14 protein-coding genes are annotated in these 16,472 nt (G+C 70.0%); 2 read left to right on the top strand and 12 right to left on the bottom strand.

All coding sequences use genetic code 11. The features are described from left to right. Positions 1 to 69 precede the first annotated feature (69 nt). Positions 70 to 354, top strand: a complete 285-nt coding sequence (locus ACZ7MG_RS42700) for a DJ-1/PfpI family protein (RefSeq protein ID WP_471396437.1) — start codon at positions 70 to 72, stop codon at positions 352 to 354. 175 nt (positions 355 to 529) lie between these two features. Here ACZ7MG_RS42700 and ACZ7MG_RS42695 read toward each other — a convergent pair whose 3' ends face one another. The 12 genes from ACZ7MG_RS42695 to ACZ7MG_RS42640 form a co-directional block, all read right to left on the bottom strand. Continuing rightward, a complete protein-coding gene (locus ACZ7MG_RS42695; protein ID WP_471396434.1) occupies positions 530 to 1,390 on the bottom strand; it encodes an ABC transporter ATP-binding protein in 861 nt (286 codons plus the stop codon). Continuing rightward, positions 1,387 to 2,361 (bottom strand): FecCD family ABC transporter permease, encoded by a 975-nt coding sequence (locus tag ACZ7MG_RS42690; RefSeq protein ID WP_471396469.1) that lies wholly within the window; start codon positions 2,359 to 2,361, stop codon positions 1,387 to 1,389. The genes ACZ7MG_RS42695 and ACZ7MG_RS42690 overlap by 4 nt, the downstream gene beginning before the upstream one ends. Before the next feature lie 56 nt (positions 2,362 to 2,417). Next, positions 2,418 to 3,458 (bottom strand): ABC transporter substrate-binding protein, encoded by a 1,041-nt coding sequence (locus ACZ7MG_RS42685; protein WP_471396433.1) that lies wholly within the window; start codon positions 3,456 to 3,458, stop codon positions 2,418 to 2,420. A gap of 118 nt (positions 3,459 to 3,576) precedes the next feature. Further along, on the bottom strand, positions 3,577 to 8,115 hold the full coding sequence (locus ACZ7MG_RS42680; RefSeq protein ID WP_471396431.1) for an amino acid adenylation domain-containing protein: 4,539 nt from the start codon (positions 8,113 to 8,115) through the stop codon (positions 3,577 to 3,579). Beyond that, positions 8,102 to 8,395 carry a phosphopantetheine-binding protein gene (locus tag ACZ7MG_RS42675; RefSeq protein ID WP_471396429.1) on the bottom strand — a complete coding sequence of 98 codons (294 nt, stop codon included), beginning with the start codon at positions 8,393 to 8,395 and terminating at the stop codon, positions 8,102 to 8,104. The genes ACZ7MG_RS42680 and ACZ7MG_RS42675 overlap by 14 nt, the downstream gene beginning before the upstream one ends. A gap of 42 nt (positions 8,396 to 8,437) precedes the next feature. Then, positions 8,438 to 9,994, bottom strand: a complete 1,557-nt coding sequence (locus ACZ7MG_RS42670; protein ID WP_471396426.1) for a fatty acid--CoA ligase — start codon at positions 9,992 to 9,994, stop codon at positions 8,438 to 8,440. 28 nt (positions 9,995 to 10,022) lie between these two features. After that, a complete protein-coding gene (gene scoD / locus ACZ7MG_RS42665) occupies positions 10,023 to 10,538 on the bottom strand; it encodes a (2E)-enoyl-ACP glycyltransferase (protein WP_471396424.1) in 516 nt (171 codons plus the stop codon). Next, entirely contained in the window at positions 10,535 to 11,425 is an 891-nt protein-coding gene (gene scoE / locus ACZ7MG_RS42660; RefSeq protein ID WP_471396422.1) for a (3R)-3-[(carboxymethyl)amino]fatty acid oxygenase/decarboxylase, read from the bottom strand. The genes scoD and scoE overlap by 4 nt, the downstream gene beginning before the upstream one ends. A 29-nt stretch (positions 11,426 to 11,454) precedes the next feature. Beyond that, positions 11,455 to 11,694 carry an acyl carrier protein gene (locus tag ACZ7MG_RS42655; protein WP_471396420.1) on the bottom strand — a complete coding sequence of 80 codons (240 nt, stop codon included), beginning with the start codon at positions 11,692 to 11,694 and terminating at the stop codon, positions 11,455 to 11,457. Then, complete coding sequence (locus ACZ7MG_RS42650) at positions 11,691 to 12,740, bottom strand: beta-ketoacyl-ACP synthase III (protein ID WP_471396418.1); 1,050 nt, start codon at positions 12,738 to 12,740, stop codon at positions 11,691 to 11,693. Before ACZ7MG_RS42650 ends, ACZ7MG_RS42655 begins: the two co-directional genes overlap by 4 nt. Positions 12,741 to 12,844: 104 nt before the next feature. Further along, complete coding sequence (locus tag ACZ7MG_RS42645; protein WP_471396416.1) at positions 12,845 to 14,221, bottom strand: MFS transporter; 1,377 nt, start codon at positions 14,219 to 14,221, stop codon at positions 12,845 to 12,847. 290 nt (positions 14,222 to 14,511) lie between these two features. Next, complete coding sequence (locus ACZ7MG_RS42640; protein ID WP_471396415.1) at positions 14,512 to 15,267, bottom strand: aspartyl/asparaginyl beta-hydroxylase domain-containing protein; 756 nt, start codon at positions 15,265 to 15,267, stop codon at positions 14,512 to 14,514. Between the two features lie 644 nt (positions 15,268 to 15,911). On the opposite strand from ACZ7MG_RS42640, the gene ACZ7MG_RS42635 reads away from it, so the two are divergent. Further along, complete coding sequence (locus ACZ7MG_RS42635; RefSeq protein ID WP_471396413.1) at positions 15,912 to 16,433, top strand: copper chaperone PCu(A)C; 522 nt, start codon at positions 15,912 to 15,914, stop codon at positions 16,431 to 16,433. Positions 16,434 to 16,472 lie beyond the last annotated feature (39 nt).

The raw sequence follows: 16,472 nt of genomic DNA, 5'->3' as shown, positions 1-16,472 counted from the left end.
AGGGCGCCCCAGTGCCCCTGCCCAGCGAACGGAATACGTCTGACACTCCATCAGAACGAGCGTCATTTCATGCATGGCCCGGATACGGCTCCCTCACTCGACCTTCTAGTCCACCCCGGTGGCAGCGGCACCCGTTCCCTGGCGAAGGACGAACCGCAACTGACCTGGCTACGGGAACTGCACCGGCGAGGGACCGTCCTGGCAAGTGTGTGCACCGGCTCACTAGTTCTCGGCGCGGCAGGGCTCCTGTCAGGCCGCCCTGCCACCACACACCGGAACTACCTCGACAAGCTGGCGAAGATCGACGGCTCGATCGAAGTTCGCACAGGCGTGCGTTACGACGACGACGGGTGACATCGTCACCTCCGCCGGTGTGTCGGCCGGGATCGACATGGCGCTGCATCTGGTCGACCGGCTCGACTCGGCCGAGGCCAGCGAGCTGACTCGGCACAGTATCCAGTACGAGGCCCCGGAGACAGCCGAGACCTGAGTGGGGTAGGGGTCGGCTGGCCGGGCTGGTGACGGCATATCAACGGCCGGCCGGCTCAGTGCCCCGCTCGATCTCGGCGTCACGGATCCCGGTGTCCACGTTCTCAGGACCAGTCTCGGGATCGGCCTTGGTGGCGAGCGGCCGGGCCGCGTAGGTGATGCGGACGACACCGTCGACGTGCCGCTCCGTATGGCCCCGTACGCCGAAGACCGCGCAGAGGAGCCCCGGGGTCAGGACCTCCAGGACGGGTCCCGCAGCCACCACGTTGCCCTCGTGGAGCACCACCAGGTGGTCGCAGAGGCGGGCGGCGAGGTCGAGGTCGTGCAGGACTGCCAGGGTGGTGACCCCGGTGCTGCGGATCAGGTCCAGGAGCTCGAAGCGGGCTCGAATGTCCAGGTGGTTGGTGAGTTCGTCCAGGACGAGGAGCTGCGGACGCTGGGCGAGAGCGCGGGCAAGGAGGACGCGCTGGCGTTCACCGCCGGAGAGCGTGGCGTAGTCGCGGTCCGCGAAAGGGCCGACGCCGCAGCAGGCCACCGCCTCCGCCACGGCCTCGCGGTCCTCGGTACCGTCCCGGCCCATGAGGCCGTGGTGAGGTGTGCGGCCGAGGGCGACGATCTCTGTGACCGTCAGGCCGGCGGTGGTGCCTGAGTCCTGGAGGACGGCCGCGGTGCGGCGGGCGGCGGTGCGCGTGGACAGCTGCCAGACGTCGTCGCCGCCCACCCTGACCACTCCTTCCGTCGGACGCAGGGAGCGGTAGACCGTGCGGAGCAGGGTGGACTTGCCGCTGCCGTTGGGGCCCACGAGCCCGACGATGTCGCCCTTGGCCGCTTCCAGGTTCACCTCGCGGAGGATCGGTTGGCGGTCCAGCGTGACGCAGAGCTGGTCGACAGTCAGTTTCATACGGTGTCCATGCCCTTGTTGCGGCGCAGCAGCCACAGGAAGAAGGGAGCGCCGAGCAGGACGGTGAGGATGCCCAGCGGCAGTTCGTTGGGGCGGTTGAGGGTGCGGGAGAGCAGGTCCACGAGGACCAGGTAGACGGCGCCGAGCAGCGCCGTCAGGGGCAGCAGTCTGCGGTGGTCGGCGCCGACGGTGAGGCGGACCAGGTGAGGGATCATCAGGCCGACGAAGCCGATGCCGCCGGCGACGGCGATGACGGTGCCGGTGAGCAGCGCGCTGATGATCAGCAGGATCGCCCGCAGCCGGTTGACGTCCACGCCGAGCGCGGTGGCGGACTCGTCCCCGGCCAGCAGGGCGTTGAGCCGCCGCCCGAACAAGGTCAGGACGACCGTGCTCGTCACCACCACGACGGTGACGACGGGGAGTTGGTCCCACTGGGCGCCGGCGACGCTGCCGAGCATCCAGAACATCACGGTCCTCAGTTCGGTGGGCGTCGCCAGCAGTTGGACGAAGCTGGTGAGGGAGAGGAAGACGTAGCCGACGATGACCCCGGCCAGGACCAGCCGGGTGGGGGCCAGTCGGCCCCCGCGCTGTCCCAGGGCGAAGGCGAGGAGTCCGGCCGTCAGTGCGCCGACGAAGGCCGCGCCCGACACCCCGAGCCCGCCGAGGCCCGCGAGGGTGGCCCCGCCGAGGGTGATGACCAGGACGGCGCCCAGGGAGGCGCCGTAGGAGAAGCCCAGGACGACGGGGTCGGCGAGCGGGTTGGCGACCAGCGTCTGGAGGACCGCTCCGGTGACGGCCAGCCCCGCGCCGACCAGGGCGGCGAGGGCCACGCGGGGTGCCCGGAACGTCCACACGATCTGGTCCAGCGCGGGATCGCCGGTGGCGCCCTGCCCGGTGATGTGGTGCAGCAGTACGCGCCACACGTCGCCCACCGGGATGTTCACCGCGCCGATGCTGACCGCCACCACCATGACGGCGACGAGCACGACGGACAGGGCACCGACGGCGAGAGACAGCCTCAGACCGTTCAGACCTTGTCGGGGTGCAGCATCTCGGCGATCTTCTCCACCGCGAGGTCGTTGCTCGGGCCGAGGTACATCGAGTCCGACAGCGCCACGTACGTGTTGTTCTTCGCGGCCGGCCACTGGGGGAACTCCTTCAGCAGTTTCTTGGCGTAGGCCGCCGGGTTCGGGTCGTTGTAGCCGATGACGACGAGGGCGTCGACGTCGGTGGCGGCCACCTTCTCCTTGCTCAGATCGGCGAAGGAGGTCTTCGAGTCGTTCTCGAAGGCGTTGGTGCCGCCGGCCTTGGCGAGGATGTCGTTGTAGATGCCCTTGGCGACGACCGAGCTGAAGTCGTTGCCGCCCATGGCCATGTTGGAGAACAGGACCATGACCTTCGGCTGCTTCTCGCCCTTCACCTTGGCCGTGATGTCGGCGATGCTCTTCTCCGACGCGGCGATCAGCTTTTCGGCCTCGTCGCTCTTGCCGAAGATCCTGCCCATGTCGCGCAGCAGCGTGTAGCTGTCCGCGATGGTCATCTTCGAGGTGTCCTGGTCGCAGCCCTGCGGGGAGACATAGGTGTTGGCGGCCACGTCCTTCAGTTGCTCGCGGGTGGCGAAGCCGTTCTTCTCGTCGAAGCCGTACGAGGTGGTGGACAGCACCAGGTCGGGGCGCAGTCCGATCATCGCCTCGCGTGGGATGTCGTAGGCGTCGTTGAGCTTGATGTCCCCGGTGGGCAGTTTCTTGATGGCCGCCGCCCTGCCCTCCACCTCGGACATCCCGTAGGTCTGCTGGTTGGCGACGACGGTGTCCTCGACGCCGAGGGCGAGCAGGGTGGAGACCTCGGCGACCGAGGCGCCGTTCATCACGACCACCCGGCTGGGGGCCTTGGTGAACTTCTCGGAGACCCCGCAATTGTCGAGGGTCACCGGGTAGCCCGACTTCGCGTCCCCGGCGGACTCCTTGTCGCTGCTCGCTCCGGTCTTCTCGGTCGAGCCCGCGCAGGCCGTCGTGACGAGACAGAGGGCGCCGGCCAGGGCGACGGCGACCGGCCGTATCTTCGACATGCGGGACTCCTTGCTGCGAGCGGCTGCGGGCGGCTGTGCGCGTGCGCGGTGCTCGTGGGTGACGGGTTCAGTTGCAGTAGTCGTACGGAGGGACCCGCGAGTTCCCGGCAAAGGCCAACTACTTTGCGGGGGACGGGAGATGGCCTGCTTCGACGCAGTGGTCCAGATAGCGGAACATGAGGTCCCGGTCCACCGGTGGGTAGCCGAGCCCGCTGTCGCGCAGGCCGTTCACGACGTTGTCGGCTCGGACACGCCCCAGCCGCAGATCGGGGCCGGGGGCATCGGGCGTCGCGGGCGGCTTGGTGGTGTTCGGGTGCTGTACGGCCACCTCGTCGGCCCAGGCGTCGAAGAAGGCGAGCGTGGTGGCCGCGACGCCGGACGTGGCGGGAAGGTCGGCTCGCCACCGGGCCAGCGGCACGCGGCGCAGCCGATAGCCGTACTCCTCCAGCCAGTCGTAGACGTCGCTCAGCCGCACCGGTGAGGTGGCCGCGTGGTTGAAGACGGTCGCGTCGGACGGCTGCCGGCCGAGCCCGAGGTGGACGACAGCTCGGGCGGCATGGTCGACCGGGGTCCAGGTCTCCTCCTCGAAGAGTTCGGGGACGATGCCGGCGGGCACCCCGGCCCGGAGCACGCTCCAGAGGAAGTCCCGTTCGTTGACGTATCCGGTCGCGGCCGGGCCGACGATCCGGCCGAGCCGGTGCACGGTGACCGGCAGACCCCGCTCGGCGGCCTGTTCCAGCAGCCGCTCGGACGCCCACTTCGACTGCTGGTAGCCGTACCGCAGTCCGGGGTGGGGTGGGAGGAACGCCTCCGGCACCTCGGGGCTGAGGGCGAGGGGTGGGGCGACGGAGAGGGTCGACACGAAGTGCAGGGGGACCGACCGTACGGCGGCCATGCGCAGCAGGTCCCGGGTGGACTCGGTGTTGGCGGCGCGGAGGGTGGCGTACTCGCGCATGATGCTGACGGTCGCCCCATTGTGGAAGATCGCCCCGCAGGTACGGGCGAGTTCGGTGAACGTCTCCTCGTTCAGGCCCAGTCGGGGGCGGGTCAGGTCGGCGGGGACGGCCGTGACACGTTTGCCCACCGGCTCCGGGACGTGCAGCCGGTGGTTCGCCAGGGCCTGGTGGACTCGGTCGGTGGCCTCGGCGGGACCCTGGGCACGGACCAGACAGACAATCTCCGCCTCGGTGCTCGTGAGCAGTTCGGCCAGCAGGTGTGCGCCGACGAAGCCGGTGGCGCCGGTGAGCAGGACCCTGTCCGGTGCGACGGCCGGGCCGGGCAGGTCGCCGGGCCGGATGGCGGGGTCGAGGACGGTGTCGGCGAGCAGCGCCTCAGGGGTGAGCGGTGCCTTCAGGGCCCGCGGAGCCTCGGGGACGGACGGGGTCTCCGGAGGGTGCAGGGTGGCCGGTTGTGCCCGTCGGTCCAGGTAACGGGCGAGTCCGGCCGGCGTCGGGTGCTGGAAGAGCCAGGCGACCTTCACCTCCCGGCGCAGTTCGACGCCGAGGCGGTTGGCCACCTGGATGGCCTGGAGGGACTGGGCACCCAGCTCGAACACGTCGTCCCGTACGGAAACGGTCGTCGCCCCGAGCATGTGCTGCCAGACGTCGGCGATGGTTCGCTCCAGGGTGTCGTCGGCCTCCGCGTCGCACCACTCGTCGGGGGCGGGCAGGGCGTTCCTGTCGGTCTTCCCCTCGTCGGGGGCGGGCAGGGCGTTCCTGTCGGTCTTCCCCTCGTCGGGGGCGGGCAGGGCGTTCCTGTCGGTCTTCCCCGAGCTCGTCCTGGGGAGCCGGTCCAGGAATTCGACGGCCGACGGGATCATCGCGGCGGGCAGCGTCGCCCGCAGGTGGTCCCGGAGGTCCCGTGCCAGAGCGGTGGCCTCGGCGGGACCGTCCGGGACGACGTAGGCGGCCAGGCGGCGCGTCCCGTCGTCCAGCACTTGTCCCACGACGGCGGCATCGCGGACCGCCGGGTGGGCGACGAGGACGCTCTCCACCTCGGCGGGGTGCACCCGATGTCCGCTGATCTTGAACTCGGTGTCGGACCGGCCGACGTAACGCAACTGCCCGTCGTCACCGACCCGTACCAGGTCGCCGGTCCGGTACGCACGCGGTCCGCCGGGCAGGGCGTCGAGCGCGGCGAAGCGGACGGCGTCCGCGTGGTCTCCCCGGTAGCCGTCGGCCAGGTTGTCGCCCAGGAGATGCAGTTCGCCGTCGACGACCGCCGCGCGGGTGCCCGGGAGGGGCAGCCCGATGGGGACGTCTCCCGCGGCGAGTACGGGGTCGTGGAGATCGGCGACCGTGGCGACGACGGTGGCCTCGGTCGGACCGTAGGTGTTGAGCAGTCGCACCGAGGTGCCGACGGCCTTGCGCCAGCGGTCGACCCGCTCGGGGAGCGCCGCCTCGCCACCGATGACGACGGTGCGTACCTCGGCGGGCAGCGCGGCGGTGCCGGTCGAGACGGCGTACGCGAGTTCGTGCCAGTAGGCCGTGGGCAGGTCGAGGAAGGTGATGCGCAGCCGGGCGCAAGCGTCCAGGAACGCGGGAACCGAGTCGGTCACGTCCTCGGGGCGCACGACGAGGGTGGCGCCCGCGCACAGGGTCAGGAAGATCTCCTCGACGCTGGTGTCGAAGTGCGGCGGGGCGAACTGCAGGACACGGTCTTCCTGTTGGGGGCCGTAACGATGTGCCGCACCGGCCACGAAGTGGGCGAGGGCGCGGTGGCCGACCTCCACACCCTTGGGGCGGCCGGTCGATCCGGAGGTATGGAGCACATAGGCGAGGTCTTCCGGCAAGGGCGCTGTCAGCCGCGCGGGGCGGTGCTCCGGGGTGGGATCGGCGCCCGGCTCGTCCAGCAGGAGTACGGCTCGGTCCCCGAAGGCGCCAGCGCGAGCCCGGGTGGTGAGAATCAAAACCGGTCGGGCGTCGTCCAGGAGTTCCGCCGTCCGTTCCCGAGGTGCTGTCAGGTCGAGCGGACCGTAGGCGGCACCGGAGAGCAGGATGCCGAGGAAGGCGGTGACGGCCTCGATACCGCGCGGCAGGGCGACAGCCACCAGGTCGCCCCGGCCGACGCCGCGGGCAGCCAGTCGGCGGGCGATCGCACGGGCCGACCCGAACAGCTCCGCGTACGTCACGCGGCGACCGTCCTGTTCGACGGCGACAGCTCCGCCGCGCCGGGCGGCATGGTCGGCGATCGGCCCCAGGACCGGACGCGCCGGGCCCGGCAGCGACCCTCCGTCCAGCACGGCGACGCCCGGCAGCGGCCCTCCGTCCAGCACGGTGACGGTGGCGGGTTCGGGGGGCGTGACGGGGGCGGGTTCGGGGGGCGTGACGGGGGCGGGTACGGCGGGCTTCCTGTGAGCGGGCAGTCGGCCGAGCACACGGTCGGGCTCGGCGACGGCCTCCGCGAGCAGGGAGAGCAGGCCCTCCTTGAAGGCGGTGACGTCCGCCTCGGTGTAGAGGTCCGGGTTGGCGTCCACGGCGATGCGCAGCCCCGCTCCCTCGGAGCGGTCGTAGACGTTGACGGAGAGGTCGTCGACCGGGCCGGCGGAGACGTTGTGGACCGTGCTGCGGTGGCCGGCGAAGCGCAGGTCGTACTCGAACGGCATGATGTTGACGCCGGGGCCGGACAACCGGCGCTGTCCGCCGACGAGTTTGAGGTCGCGCCGCAGTTGCTCGTAGCGATAACGCTGGTGGGGCAGTCCGGCGCGCAGTTCGCGGGAGATCCGGGGCGCGAGTTCACGGAGACTGTCCCCCTCGGTGACGGGGACGCGCAGGGGCAGGATGTTGCGGACCATGCACGGGACCCGGAGCGAGACGGAGCCGAGGCGTCCCATCGCCGGGAGGCTGAGAACGATCTCCGGGGCACCGGTGACACGGTGCAACTGGGCCGCCGTCACGGCCAGCAGCACCTCGGACCAGGTGACCTTGAGGTCGCTGGCCACGGCACGCAGTTGCTCCGTCCGGGAGGCGTCCAGGTCGACGACCCGGCGGCGGAAGGTGCGGGCGGGCAGGGCGGCACGGCCGGCCGGTGACGCGACGGGCGGCCGGTCGGCGTACCGCTCCGCCCAGTAGGCGCGGTCCTTCCCGAAGCGGGGGGATGCCCGGTAGTCGCGCTCCTCCTCCCTGACCGACGCGAGGCTGCCGAAGCCGCTGTCCTCCACCGGCTCGCCGGCCATCAGGGATGTGTACACCTCGGCGACCCGGCGGGCGACCAGCGAGAGCCCGAACCCGTCGAGCGCGATGTGATGGACCCGGTGGTACCAGAGGTACTCCTCCGATGCGATCCGCAGCAGGGCATGGCCGAAGACGGGATCGGTGGTGAGATCGACGGGGCGGGCCATGTCCTCGTCCATCCAGGCCAGGGCCGCCGCGTGCGGATCGGGTTCGGAGGTGAGGTCGGCTGTGTGCAGCCGCCAGTCCCCGGCCCGGGCCTCCACCTGCCGGGGGTGTCCTTCGTCGTCGACGGCGAAGGCGACGTTCAGTGCCTCGGTCTCCGCGACCACGTGCTGCAGGGCGTCGTCGAAGACCGCCGGGTCGACGGGGCCGTGGATGTGCACGTACTCGGCCGTGTTGTACGCCGGGCTGTCCGTGTCCAGCTGCTGGCCGGTCCAGATGCCTTCCTGGGCGGCCAGCAGCGCATGGTGTTCACGCGTCGGCATGTTCCGCTCCCCCTGTTCCCTGCCCGGCCGTCCCTTGAGGTGCTGTTCCTTGCCGTGCCGAGAGCAGCTGCCACCACTGGGCGAACGAGGTGCACTCGGCGAGTTCGATGAAGGTCACGTCGACGCCGCTCTCCCGCCACCGTTCGATGAGCGTGACGATGCGCAGGGAGTCGAGGCCGGCGTAGACGGGGTTCTCTTCGAGGTCGACCTCGTCGGGCCGCAGGTACAGGAACTCCGCGAGGTCGGTGCGGAAGCCCTCCGGTGTGAGGGGAGCGGGCATGGCGTTCTCTCTCCAGTAGGGGCTGTCTCCAGTAGGGGCCGGTCAGTTGACCTTGCGTGCGGAGTCGCTCCAGAAGCGGTCGCGCAGTTCGCGGCGGAGGATCTTGCCGCTGGGGTTGCGCGGGACGCTGTCGATGAACTCGTAGCGGGCGGGCAGCTTGAAGGCGGCGAGCTGCGGGACGAGGAAGGTGTGCAGGTCCCGGGGGCGTGGCTGTTCGCCGGGGACGGGGACGACGAAGGCGTGCACGTACTCGCCCCAGCGTTCGTCGGGGGCGCCGACGACGACGGCCTCGGCGACACCGGGATGCCCTTCGAGGACGTTCTCGATCTCGGCCGGGTAGACGTTCTCCCCTGCCACGAGGATGGCGTCCTTGATCCGGTCGCGGATGAAGACGTAGCCGTCCTCGTCGAGGTAGCCGGCGTCCCCGGTGTGGATCCAGCCGTCGACGAGGGTCTCGGCGGTCTTGTCGGGCAGCCGCCAGTACTCGACCATGTGCGCGGGCGTGGCCAGGCACACCTCGCCGACGGCGCCCGGCGGCAGTTCGCGTCCTTCGCCGTCGATCACCTTGGCACGCACCCCGGGATAGGGGCGGCCGGCGGCCTGCATGAGGGTGCCGCCGGGCACATGTGCGGCAGGCGGCAGGCACACGGCCGTGTTGCCGGTCTCGGTGAGGCCGTAGATCTGGGCGAACTCGCAGTCGAGGACGGCGAGGCTCTCCTCCAGCAGCGCCTCGGAGATCGGGGAGCCGCCGTAGACGGTCTTGCGCAGGGTGGTGAAGTCCTTGGCTCCGACGCCGGGTTCGGTCAGCATCATGCGGAGCATGGCCGGCACGACGCAGGCGGTGGTGACGCCGAGATCGCGGATGAGGTCGACGGCCTGGCGGGCGGCGAAGGCGCGCATCGCGACGACGGTGGTACCGGCGTTCAAGTTCTGGGTGGCCCACCACAGGCCGCCGATGTGGAAGCCGGGGATGCCGATCAGCGCGATGTCGCCGGGCCGCCAGTCGATCCAGTCCAGGCCCTCGCTCGCCAGGGCGTCACGGATCGCGAAGAAGCTGCGGTGGGCGAGCACGACGCCCTTGGGCAGTCCGGTGGTTCCGCTGGTGTAGAGCTGGGCGACCGGGGTGTCCGGGGTGGCGGTGTCCGGGAGTTCGGTGTCCGGGTGAGGTGCTTTCCAGGTCGCTAGGGAATCACCGAGCGCGACGACCGTCTCCGGTGGCGCGGCCGGCATCTTCTCGACGATCGGCGCGAACTCGTCCTCCAGGAACAGCAGTCGGGTCCCCGAGTCCTGGAGGATGTGACTGACCTCGGGTGCGGCGAGCCGCCAGTTGACGGGCACGAGGACCGTGCCGCTCTTCGCACAGCCGAAGAGGATCTCGTAGTAGTGCTCGGACTCCTTGCCGAGGTAGGCGACCCGGTCGCCCGGGGTGAGTCCGGCGGCCTTGATCGCGTGGGCGACGCGGTTGCTCTCGTGGTGCAGCTGCTCGTACGTCAGGGTGCGGCCGTCGCAGAGGACCGCCGGCACGGTGGGCTGCTGTCGCGCGTGGAAGCTCGTGGTCTGGACGAGTGTCCGGAGCCGAGGATGGTGGAGCTTGTCCATGGGATGCCTCGGTGGGGTAGGCGGAGGGTCAGGGGATGTTGACGAAGGCGAGGACCGCTTCGCCGTCACAGCGGCCGGACTCCGCGTCCCAGTAACGGAAGGTCGTCTCCGCGTGCAGGAACGGGGTGCCGCCTGCCGGGGTCCGCCGGGTGACGGACCGAAATTCCATTTCCCCGGAGAAATCACGGGGGTTGACAGGGCGCCGGAAACGGGAGGCGAATCGGGCGATGAGAATGTCCGGGAGCTGGTGTTTCCAGAAGTCGTCCAGCGTCCAGCCGGCGAATCCCGTGCCCAGCCCGTCCTGCACGGACTTGGCGACGAGGTAATACATCATCTGGTTGTAGCAGATGTTCACCTCGACGGAATTCAGATGGCCGGTGTCGTCGATGTAGCACGACTCGGGTATCGAGAAGGTGCTGCGGGCGGTGAGGTGTCCGTCCCGGTCGGTGACGTCCGCCGACCTCAGATACTTGCAGTGGGCCTTGTAGGGCCGCAGTACCTGGTCGAGCAGGGAGCGGTCCGAACGGTCCGAGCGGTCCGTCATGCCGCCGTGATCCCGTCGTGCAGCTTGCGCTCGTCGTGCACCGTGACGCGGTGGGAGACGGTCGGCTCGGGGGTGGTGGTGTGCCGGGCGCGGTGGATGAGGCTGCGGTTGTCCCAGACCAGCAGGTCGCCCTTCTCGAAGCTCTGCAGGTGGATGCCGTCGTGCTCGAAGCTCTCGTCGAGCTGGCCGGTGGCGTCGAACAGCCGCTTGAGCAGCTCCGCGTCGAGCGGTGCGCCGTCCGCGTCCTCGATGCCGACGGTGAAGCCCTCGCTGATGTAGAGGACCGTCTCGCCGGTCATGGGATGGGTGAAGGTGGTCGGCTGCCGGACGGCCGGGGTCTTCCGCTCGACCTCGTCGATGATCTCGGAGAGGGGGCGGTAGACGTCGTGCGGGCGAATCTTGAAGTACTTGCGCACGGAGTGCCTGCAGTACGTTCCCGCGATCTCCTTCTTCAACTCCTCGGGCAGCTGCTCGTACGCCCGGCCCATGTCGATGAAGTACGTGCCGCGGTTCTGCTGCGGAATGATCTGGGGGTAGATGAGGGTGATACCGAAAGGGTCCGGCATGAACTGGTAGTCGGCGTGCCAGAACTTGCCGGTCTTCGGGACACCTATCTGCTTTCCGTTCTCCGGAACATTGGAAGAGACGAATATCTCCGGGACCTCCGGATGCTTGTACATCGGCTCGTAGTAGGTCTCCGGGCGGCCCAGTCGCCTGCCGAGTTCCAGAAACTCGTGCGGAGTGAGGTCCTGGCCCTTCAGGACGGCGATCTTCTTCGTGTAGACGGTGTGCTTGAGCGCCGCGATGTCGGCGTCCGAGGCGGTGGTGTGGTCGAAGCCCTCGACCGTCGCGCCCATCGAGGCACCGGGCTGTTCCTTGATCTCCATGACGGGGTTTCCTTCCGTGGTCAGAGTGGTCAGACGGTCGCCCGGCGGGCGTCGATGAGTCCGGCGATGTCACCGAGGGTCAGGTCGGGTTCCAGCTCGTCGTCGCCGACGGCCACACCGAGGTCGCGCTCGATACGGATGCTGATCTCGACCGTCGTCAGCGAGTCGACGTCCAGGGATCCGAGGGTCGCCTCGGGGCGCATCCGGTCGGCGGGAACGTCGTGCAGTCTCGTGAGGATGGCGACGAGTTGGTCGTAGGTGGCGCTCATGACGTCGTCCGTTCTTGTGGTGTCGCGGGAAGTGAGGGCCAGGTCAGGAGACAGGAGCCCCAGGTGAGGCCGCCTCCGAAAGCGGTGAGCAGCAGCCGGTCGCCGGGACGGACCGCCTGCCTGGCGGCCAGGTCGGCGAGGGCGAGCGGGACGGACGCGGCTCCCGTGTTGCCGACGGACTTCACGTGGGTCGCGCAGCGCTCGCGCGGCAACCCGAGGTCGTCGGCCACCGAGTGCAGGATCCGCAGGTTGGCCTGGTGGGGTACGAAGTGGTCGACGTCGTCGATCTTCCAGCCGGCCCCGGCCAGCGTGGCCCGCGCCGACTCGGCCATCCGCGTCACCGCGTGGCGGTAGACCTCTCTCCCGCGCATCGCGAAGTGCCGTTGTTCACGGCTGGGTTCACCCGGCTGGGAGCGCTGTCGGGAACCACCGGCCGAGACCGTGATCAGGTTCTCGTGGGCGCCGTCGCTGCCGAGGTCGAAGTGACCGACCGCGCCAGGCTCGTCGGGGTGGCCGGCGCGCAGGACGACCGCTCCGGCTCCATCGCCGAAGATGATCGCGTTGGCCCGGTCCAGCGGATCCACGATCGTCGAGTACGTGTCCGCGCCGATCAACAGCACCCGTTCGGCGACCCCGGCCGCGATCAGCCCGGCGGCCGAGGCGAGCCCGTACACGAATCCGGTGCATACGGCGCCGATGTCGAAGGCCGCCGCTCCTGTCAGCCCGAGGCGTGCGGCGACGCCGGGCGCGGTCGCGGGGCAGGGGTGGTCCGGGGTCGTCGTGGCGACGACGACGGCGTCGACATGGTGGGTTCCCGCGGAGGCCAGAGCCCTGCGGCCCGCCTCGACGGCCAGGTCCGACGTCGCTTGTCCGGCGTCGACGACGTGCCGCCGGTGGATACCGGTCCGCGTGCGAATCCACGCGTCGTCGGTGTCGAGCCGTCGTGCGAGGTGCTCGTTGGTCACCACGCGGGACGGCACCCAGCCGGCCAGCCCGCACAGAACGGCTGCCGGAGGGGCGGAAGAACCGGCGGCGGGAAGGGACATGAGGGTTCTCCTGGCATGACGGGGGACGGCCGGGCAGCCTGGACACGGGAGGGAAGGAAGCTGAAGGAAGCTAGGGAGGAGGGGGAATCCTGAGCGGAGGGCCTCTAGGGACCGTCGGCCCGGACGGAGGCGGTGGGCGTGGTGCCCGCGGAATCGGTGGTCCTGCGGAAGGTGAGCAGCGCGAGCGCCCCGCACCCGATCCCGGCCGCGATCGTGAAGACAGCGGTGCGGAGGCCGTCGAGGAGGCCGGGCCCGGACGCGTTCTGGCCGACGCCGCCTGCCACCGCGACGAGCAGGGCGAGGCCCACCGCGCCGCCCACTTGGAGGGTCGTCGACGCCATCCCGGAGGCGATGCCCTGGTCGCCCGGGGCCACCCCGGCGGACGCGACGATCCACATCCCGGTCCACGCGGCGCCCTGGCCGAGGCCCAGCAGCACGATCCCCGGCAGCAGCGCGGCGTACGGGCCGTCCGAGGTGAGGGCCAGGCCGAGCGCTCCTGCTCCGGCGGCGCCCAGCACCATGCCGCCGACCAGCATGCGCCGCACCCCGAAGGCGGCCACGGCCCGTTCACCGGCCTGCGTGCCCACAGCGACGACCACGGCGGGCACGAGGAACGCGAGGCCGGTCGCGACCGCGCTGTAGCGGTGCACCGACTGGAAGTACAGGGTGAGGAAGTACGGCACCGAACTGAACGTGGCGCTGAACAGGGCGGTCACCGCCATGGCGGCGAGCAGGCCGCGGTGGACGAACAGCCGGGCCGGGACGAGCGGTTCACGTGATCGCCGCTCGACGACGGCGAAGAGCGTCAGCAGTCCGACCGCGGCCACCGCGCTGATCAGGACCGTCGGGGTGGTCCATCCTTCCGCCGGGGCCTGGACCAGCAGGAACACCAGGAGCGTGATCCCGCCCGTCGCGGTCAGCGCACCCGCCACGTCGAAGTGGCGCGAGCGGTCCCATGGCCCGTCCGCCGGGAAGAGCAGCCACCCGGCCACCGCGAGGGCGCCGGCGACGGGCACGTTGACGAAGAACACCGACGGCCAGCCGAACGCCTCCACGAGGACCCCGCCGAGCAGCGACCCGAAGCAGAGCCCTCCGGCCCCGGCCGCCCCCCACACCGCGAGGGCACGGTTCCGGGCCGGCCCCTCGTCGTACAGGGTGGTGATCAGGGAGAGAGTCGCCGGGAAGAGCAGGGAGCCGCCGATGCCCTGGATGCCCCTGACCGCCACCAGCACTCCGGGCGACTCGCTCAGGCCGCCCACGAGGGACGACCCCGCGTACAGCAGCGCCGCGAGGACGAACATCCTGCGCCGGCCCAGCAGATCGGCGGCCCGGCCGCCCAGCAGCAGGAAGCCGCCGGTGGCCACGACGTAGGCGCTCACCACCCACTGCAGGTCGTGGTCGGAGAACCCTAGCCCCGCGCCTATCTCCGGCAGCGCGACGTACACGATGTTGTAGTCGAGCGAGATGACGAGTTGCCCCATCGCCAGAACGATCAGGGAAAGCCATAACGACTTTCGGGCGGAAACCTCTGCCGGTTCCTTGACAGACACCATCGATCACCTCCTCGGGATCAGAGCACACGGAATTCACATCGAAGGAATTCGTCGGACCGACCGCTTTCGATCAGCCACCGTAGCAGCGCCGTCCAGGATTGGGAATGGCCGAATTTTGGAATAACATTCCCCGCTGCCGGAAATTCGGGGCAGAACTGATATCCGACAGCCGCAGACTGCCGGACCGGAAGAAAAAGAGGTCGCGAACTTCCCCCGCGTCAGTTCTCTCCCATGAGCCGCCGGATCTCACTGATGAGGGCCACCAGCGCCCGGCGTTCCGGAAGGGTGGTCTCCGGGTGCCAGAGGTCGATGAGCAGGCATGTTCGCGGACGATCGCCCTCGTTGCGGGCCTCATGCTCGAACGAGTAGTCGAAGAGCAGGCATTTGCCCTCTTCCCAGTGACGGGTTTCCCCGGCGACCGTGATACTGCACCCGTCCGGAATGTCCACGGCGAGATGCAGATTGATGCTGAAGTTCCACAGGTCGCAGTGGGGCTCGACCATGGCACCCGGCAACAGGGTGGAGAAATGACATTCAAGGAGGGGGCATATCTTCTCCGTGTCCACAGCGGCGTCTTTCACCACCTGGTAGGCGGTGGGCACCGTCGCGGCCGGCTCCTCGACAAGACGCCCTCGACGGAACAGGTAAAGAGCCTGCCAGTCCTGCTGCCGTGTCAGATAGTGCTCGTAGTCCGAGAAGGCCGCCGGCTGGGCTCCCCACGCGGCGTTCAGCTCCTTCTTGATCGCTGGATGGCCAGCCTCCAGCGCGTGGACGACGGGGGCCAGTTCGGCGTAGGCGTAAGGATCGTGCCAGGGCGTGGGCGAGAGGCCCGGCAGGATCCATTTGGCCCCCTTCTGGAGCGGATGCCGTTCACCGCCGCCGCCCGGCTCCAGCATCCGCTCGACCCGGACGAGGGAGTCGGCGCCGTACTCGGCCCTGACTGCCGCGAAGGCGTCCTCGATCTCCGGTGTCATGGGGATCTCCGCGGCGACGACGAGTGCCCTCTGTGTCTCACGTGTGCCGAACCACTTTCGTCCGAGGTTCCGCGCCCGCCTCGCCCACGACCCCTCACGGTGGTCTGCGGACGTGCCGGGCTGCGCTGTCGAACCAGTAGTCGGCCGCGAGGGGCACCGAGTTCCCGTGACTTCGCGCCGATTTCCCTTGTCCTACGGGAAGTTGGGCACAGCCGTGCCGTGGGCCGACTGATTGCCCCCAGCGCGGGCCACGTCGACCAGGAGAATGAGCAGCCCGCTCAACACCGGCCCTGCGGCAACGCCCGCCATGGCACCGGGAAGTCCGGCCGGGACAGCACCCAACCAGCCGTAACCACCCGCCAGGACGGCGAAGGTGGCGAGGGCCAGGGGCCAGGGTCCGTCGGTGGATGGCCGACGGGCGGATGGAGCGGCCCTCTCTTCCCACTGCCGCCCCCGTGGTGCCCGCTCTCCGAGCCGTCGCACGGGACCCGGCCTGTGACCACCCCTCCCGGCCGCGGTCCACGCAGTTCCGCAACCACGCTCGATCCTGGCTGCTCAGGGACATTCCCCGCCACCACCGCACGGGACCAGCCAGCCGGCCGACAACCGGGAACCAGTCCGCATCGCGCCCCGACCACTGACTCATGAAGCGGAAAAGCCTGATGCGCATGATGCGCAGGACGCGGAAAAACCCCCTCGGCAACGCCCTGTTGTCCCTTGCCGCTCCGGTCGGCGCGTCCTGCGGCGCGCTGGCCCTGCTGGTGGCCTACACCGCGACCGGTGCCGCCGGTGACGCACCGCCCAGGATCACGGTCGGTCAGGCGCGCATCGTCGCGGCGCCCGAGGGCTCCGCCTCCACGGCCGCGTACTTCGAGATCCGGAACACCGGGGCGTCCAAGGACGTCCTGCTGTTCGCCGACTCGACCGAACTGGGCGTCAGTGTCATCCGCCGCACGGTGCGCCGGACCGGGACGGGGCGCACCGTGCCGGCCTGGGCCACCGACATTCCGGCGGGCGGCACCGTACGTATGGCGCCGGGTGGACTCGGGGTTGTCATCCTCGACCCGCCCGTGCTGAAGGCCGGACAGACAGTGCCGTACACGCTGTGGTTCCGGCAGAGCGGGAGGGTCGTCGTGCGGGCGACCGTCATGGAGACCGTGCGCTAACCGTGCGGCGGCCGGGGCAGGCCGTGGGATGCCGCGAGC

The organism is Streptomyces sp. NPDC107538 (assembly GCF_055657445.1).
Note: the sequence above shows the minus strand (reverse complement) of the source record. Positions and strands in the feature narration are given on the sequence as shown.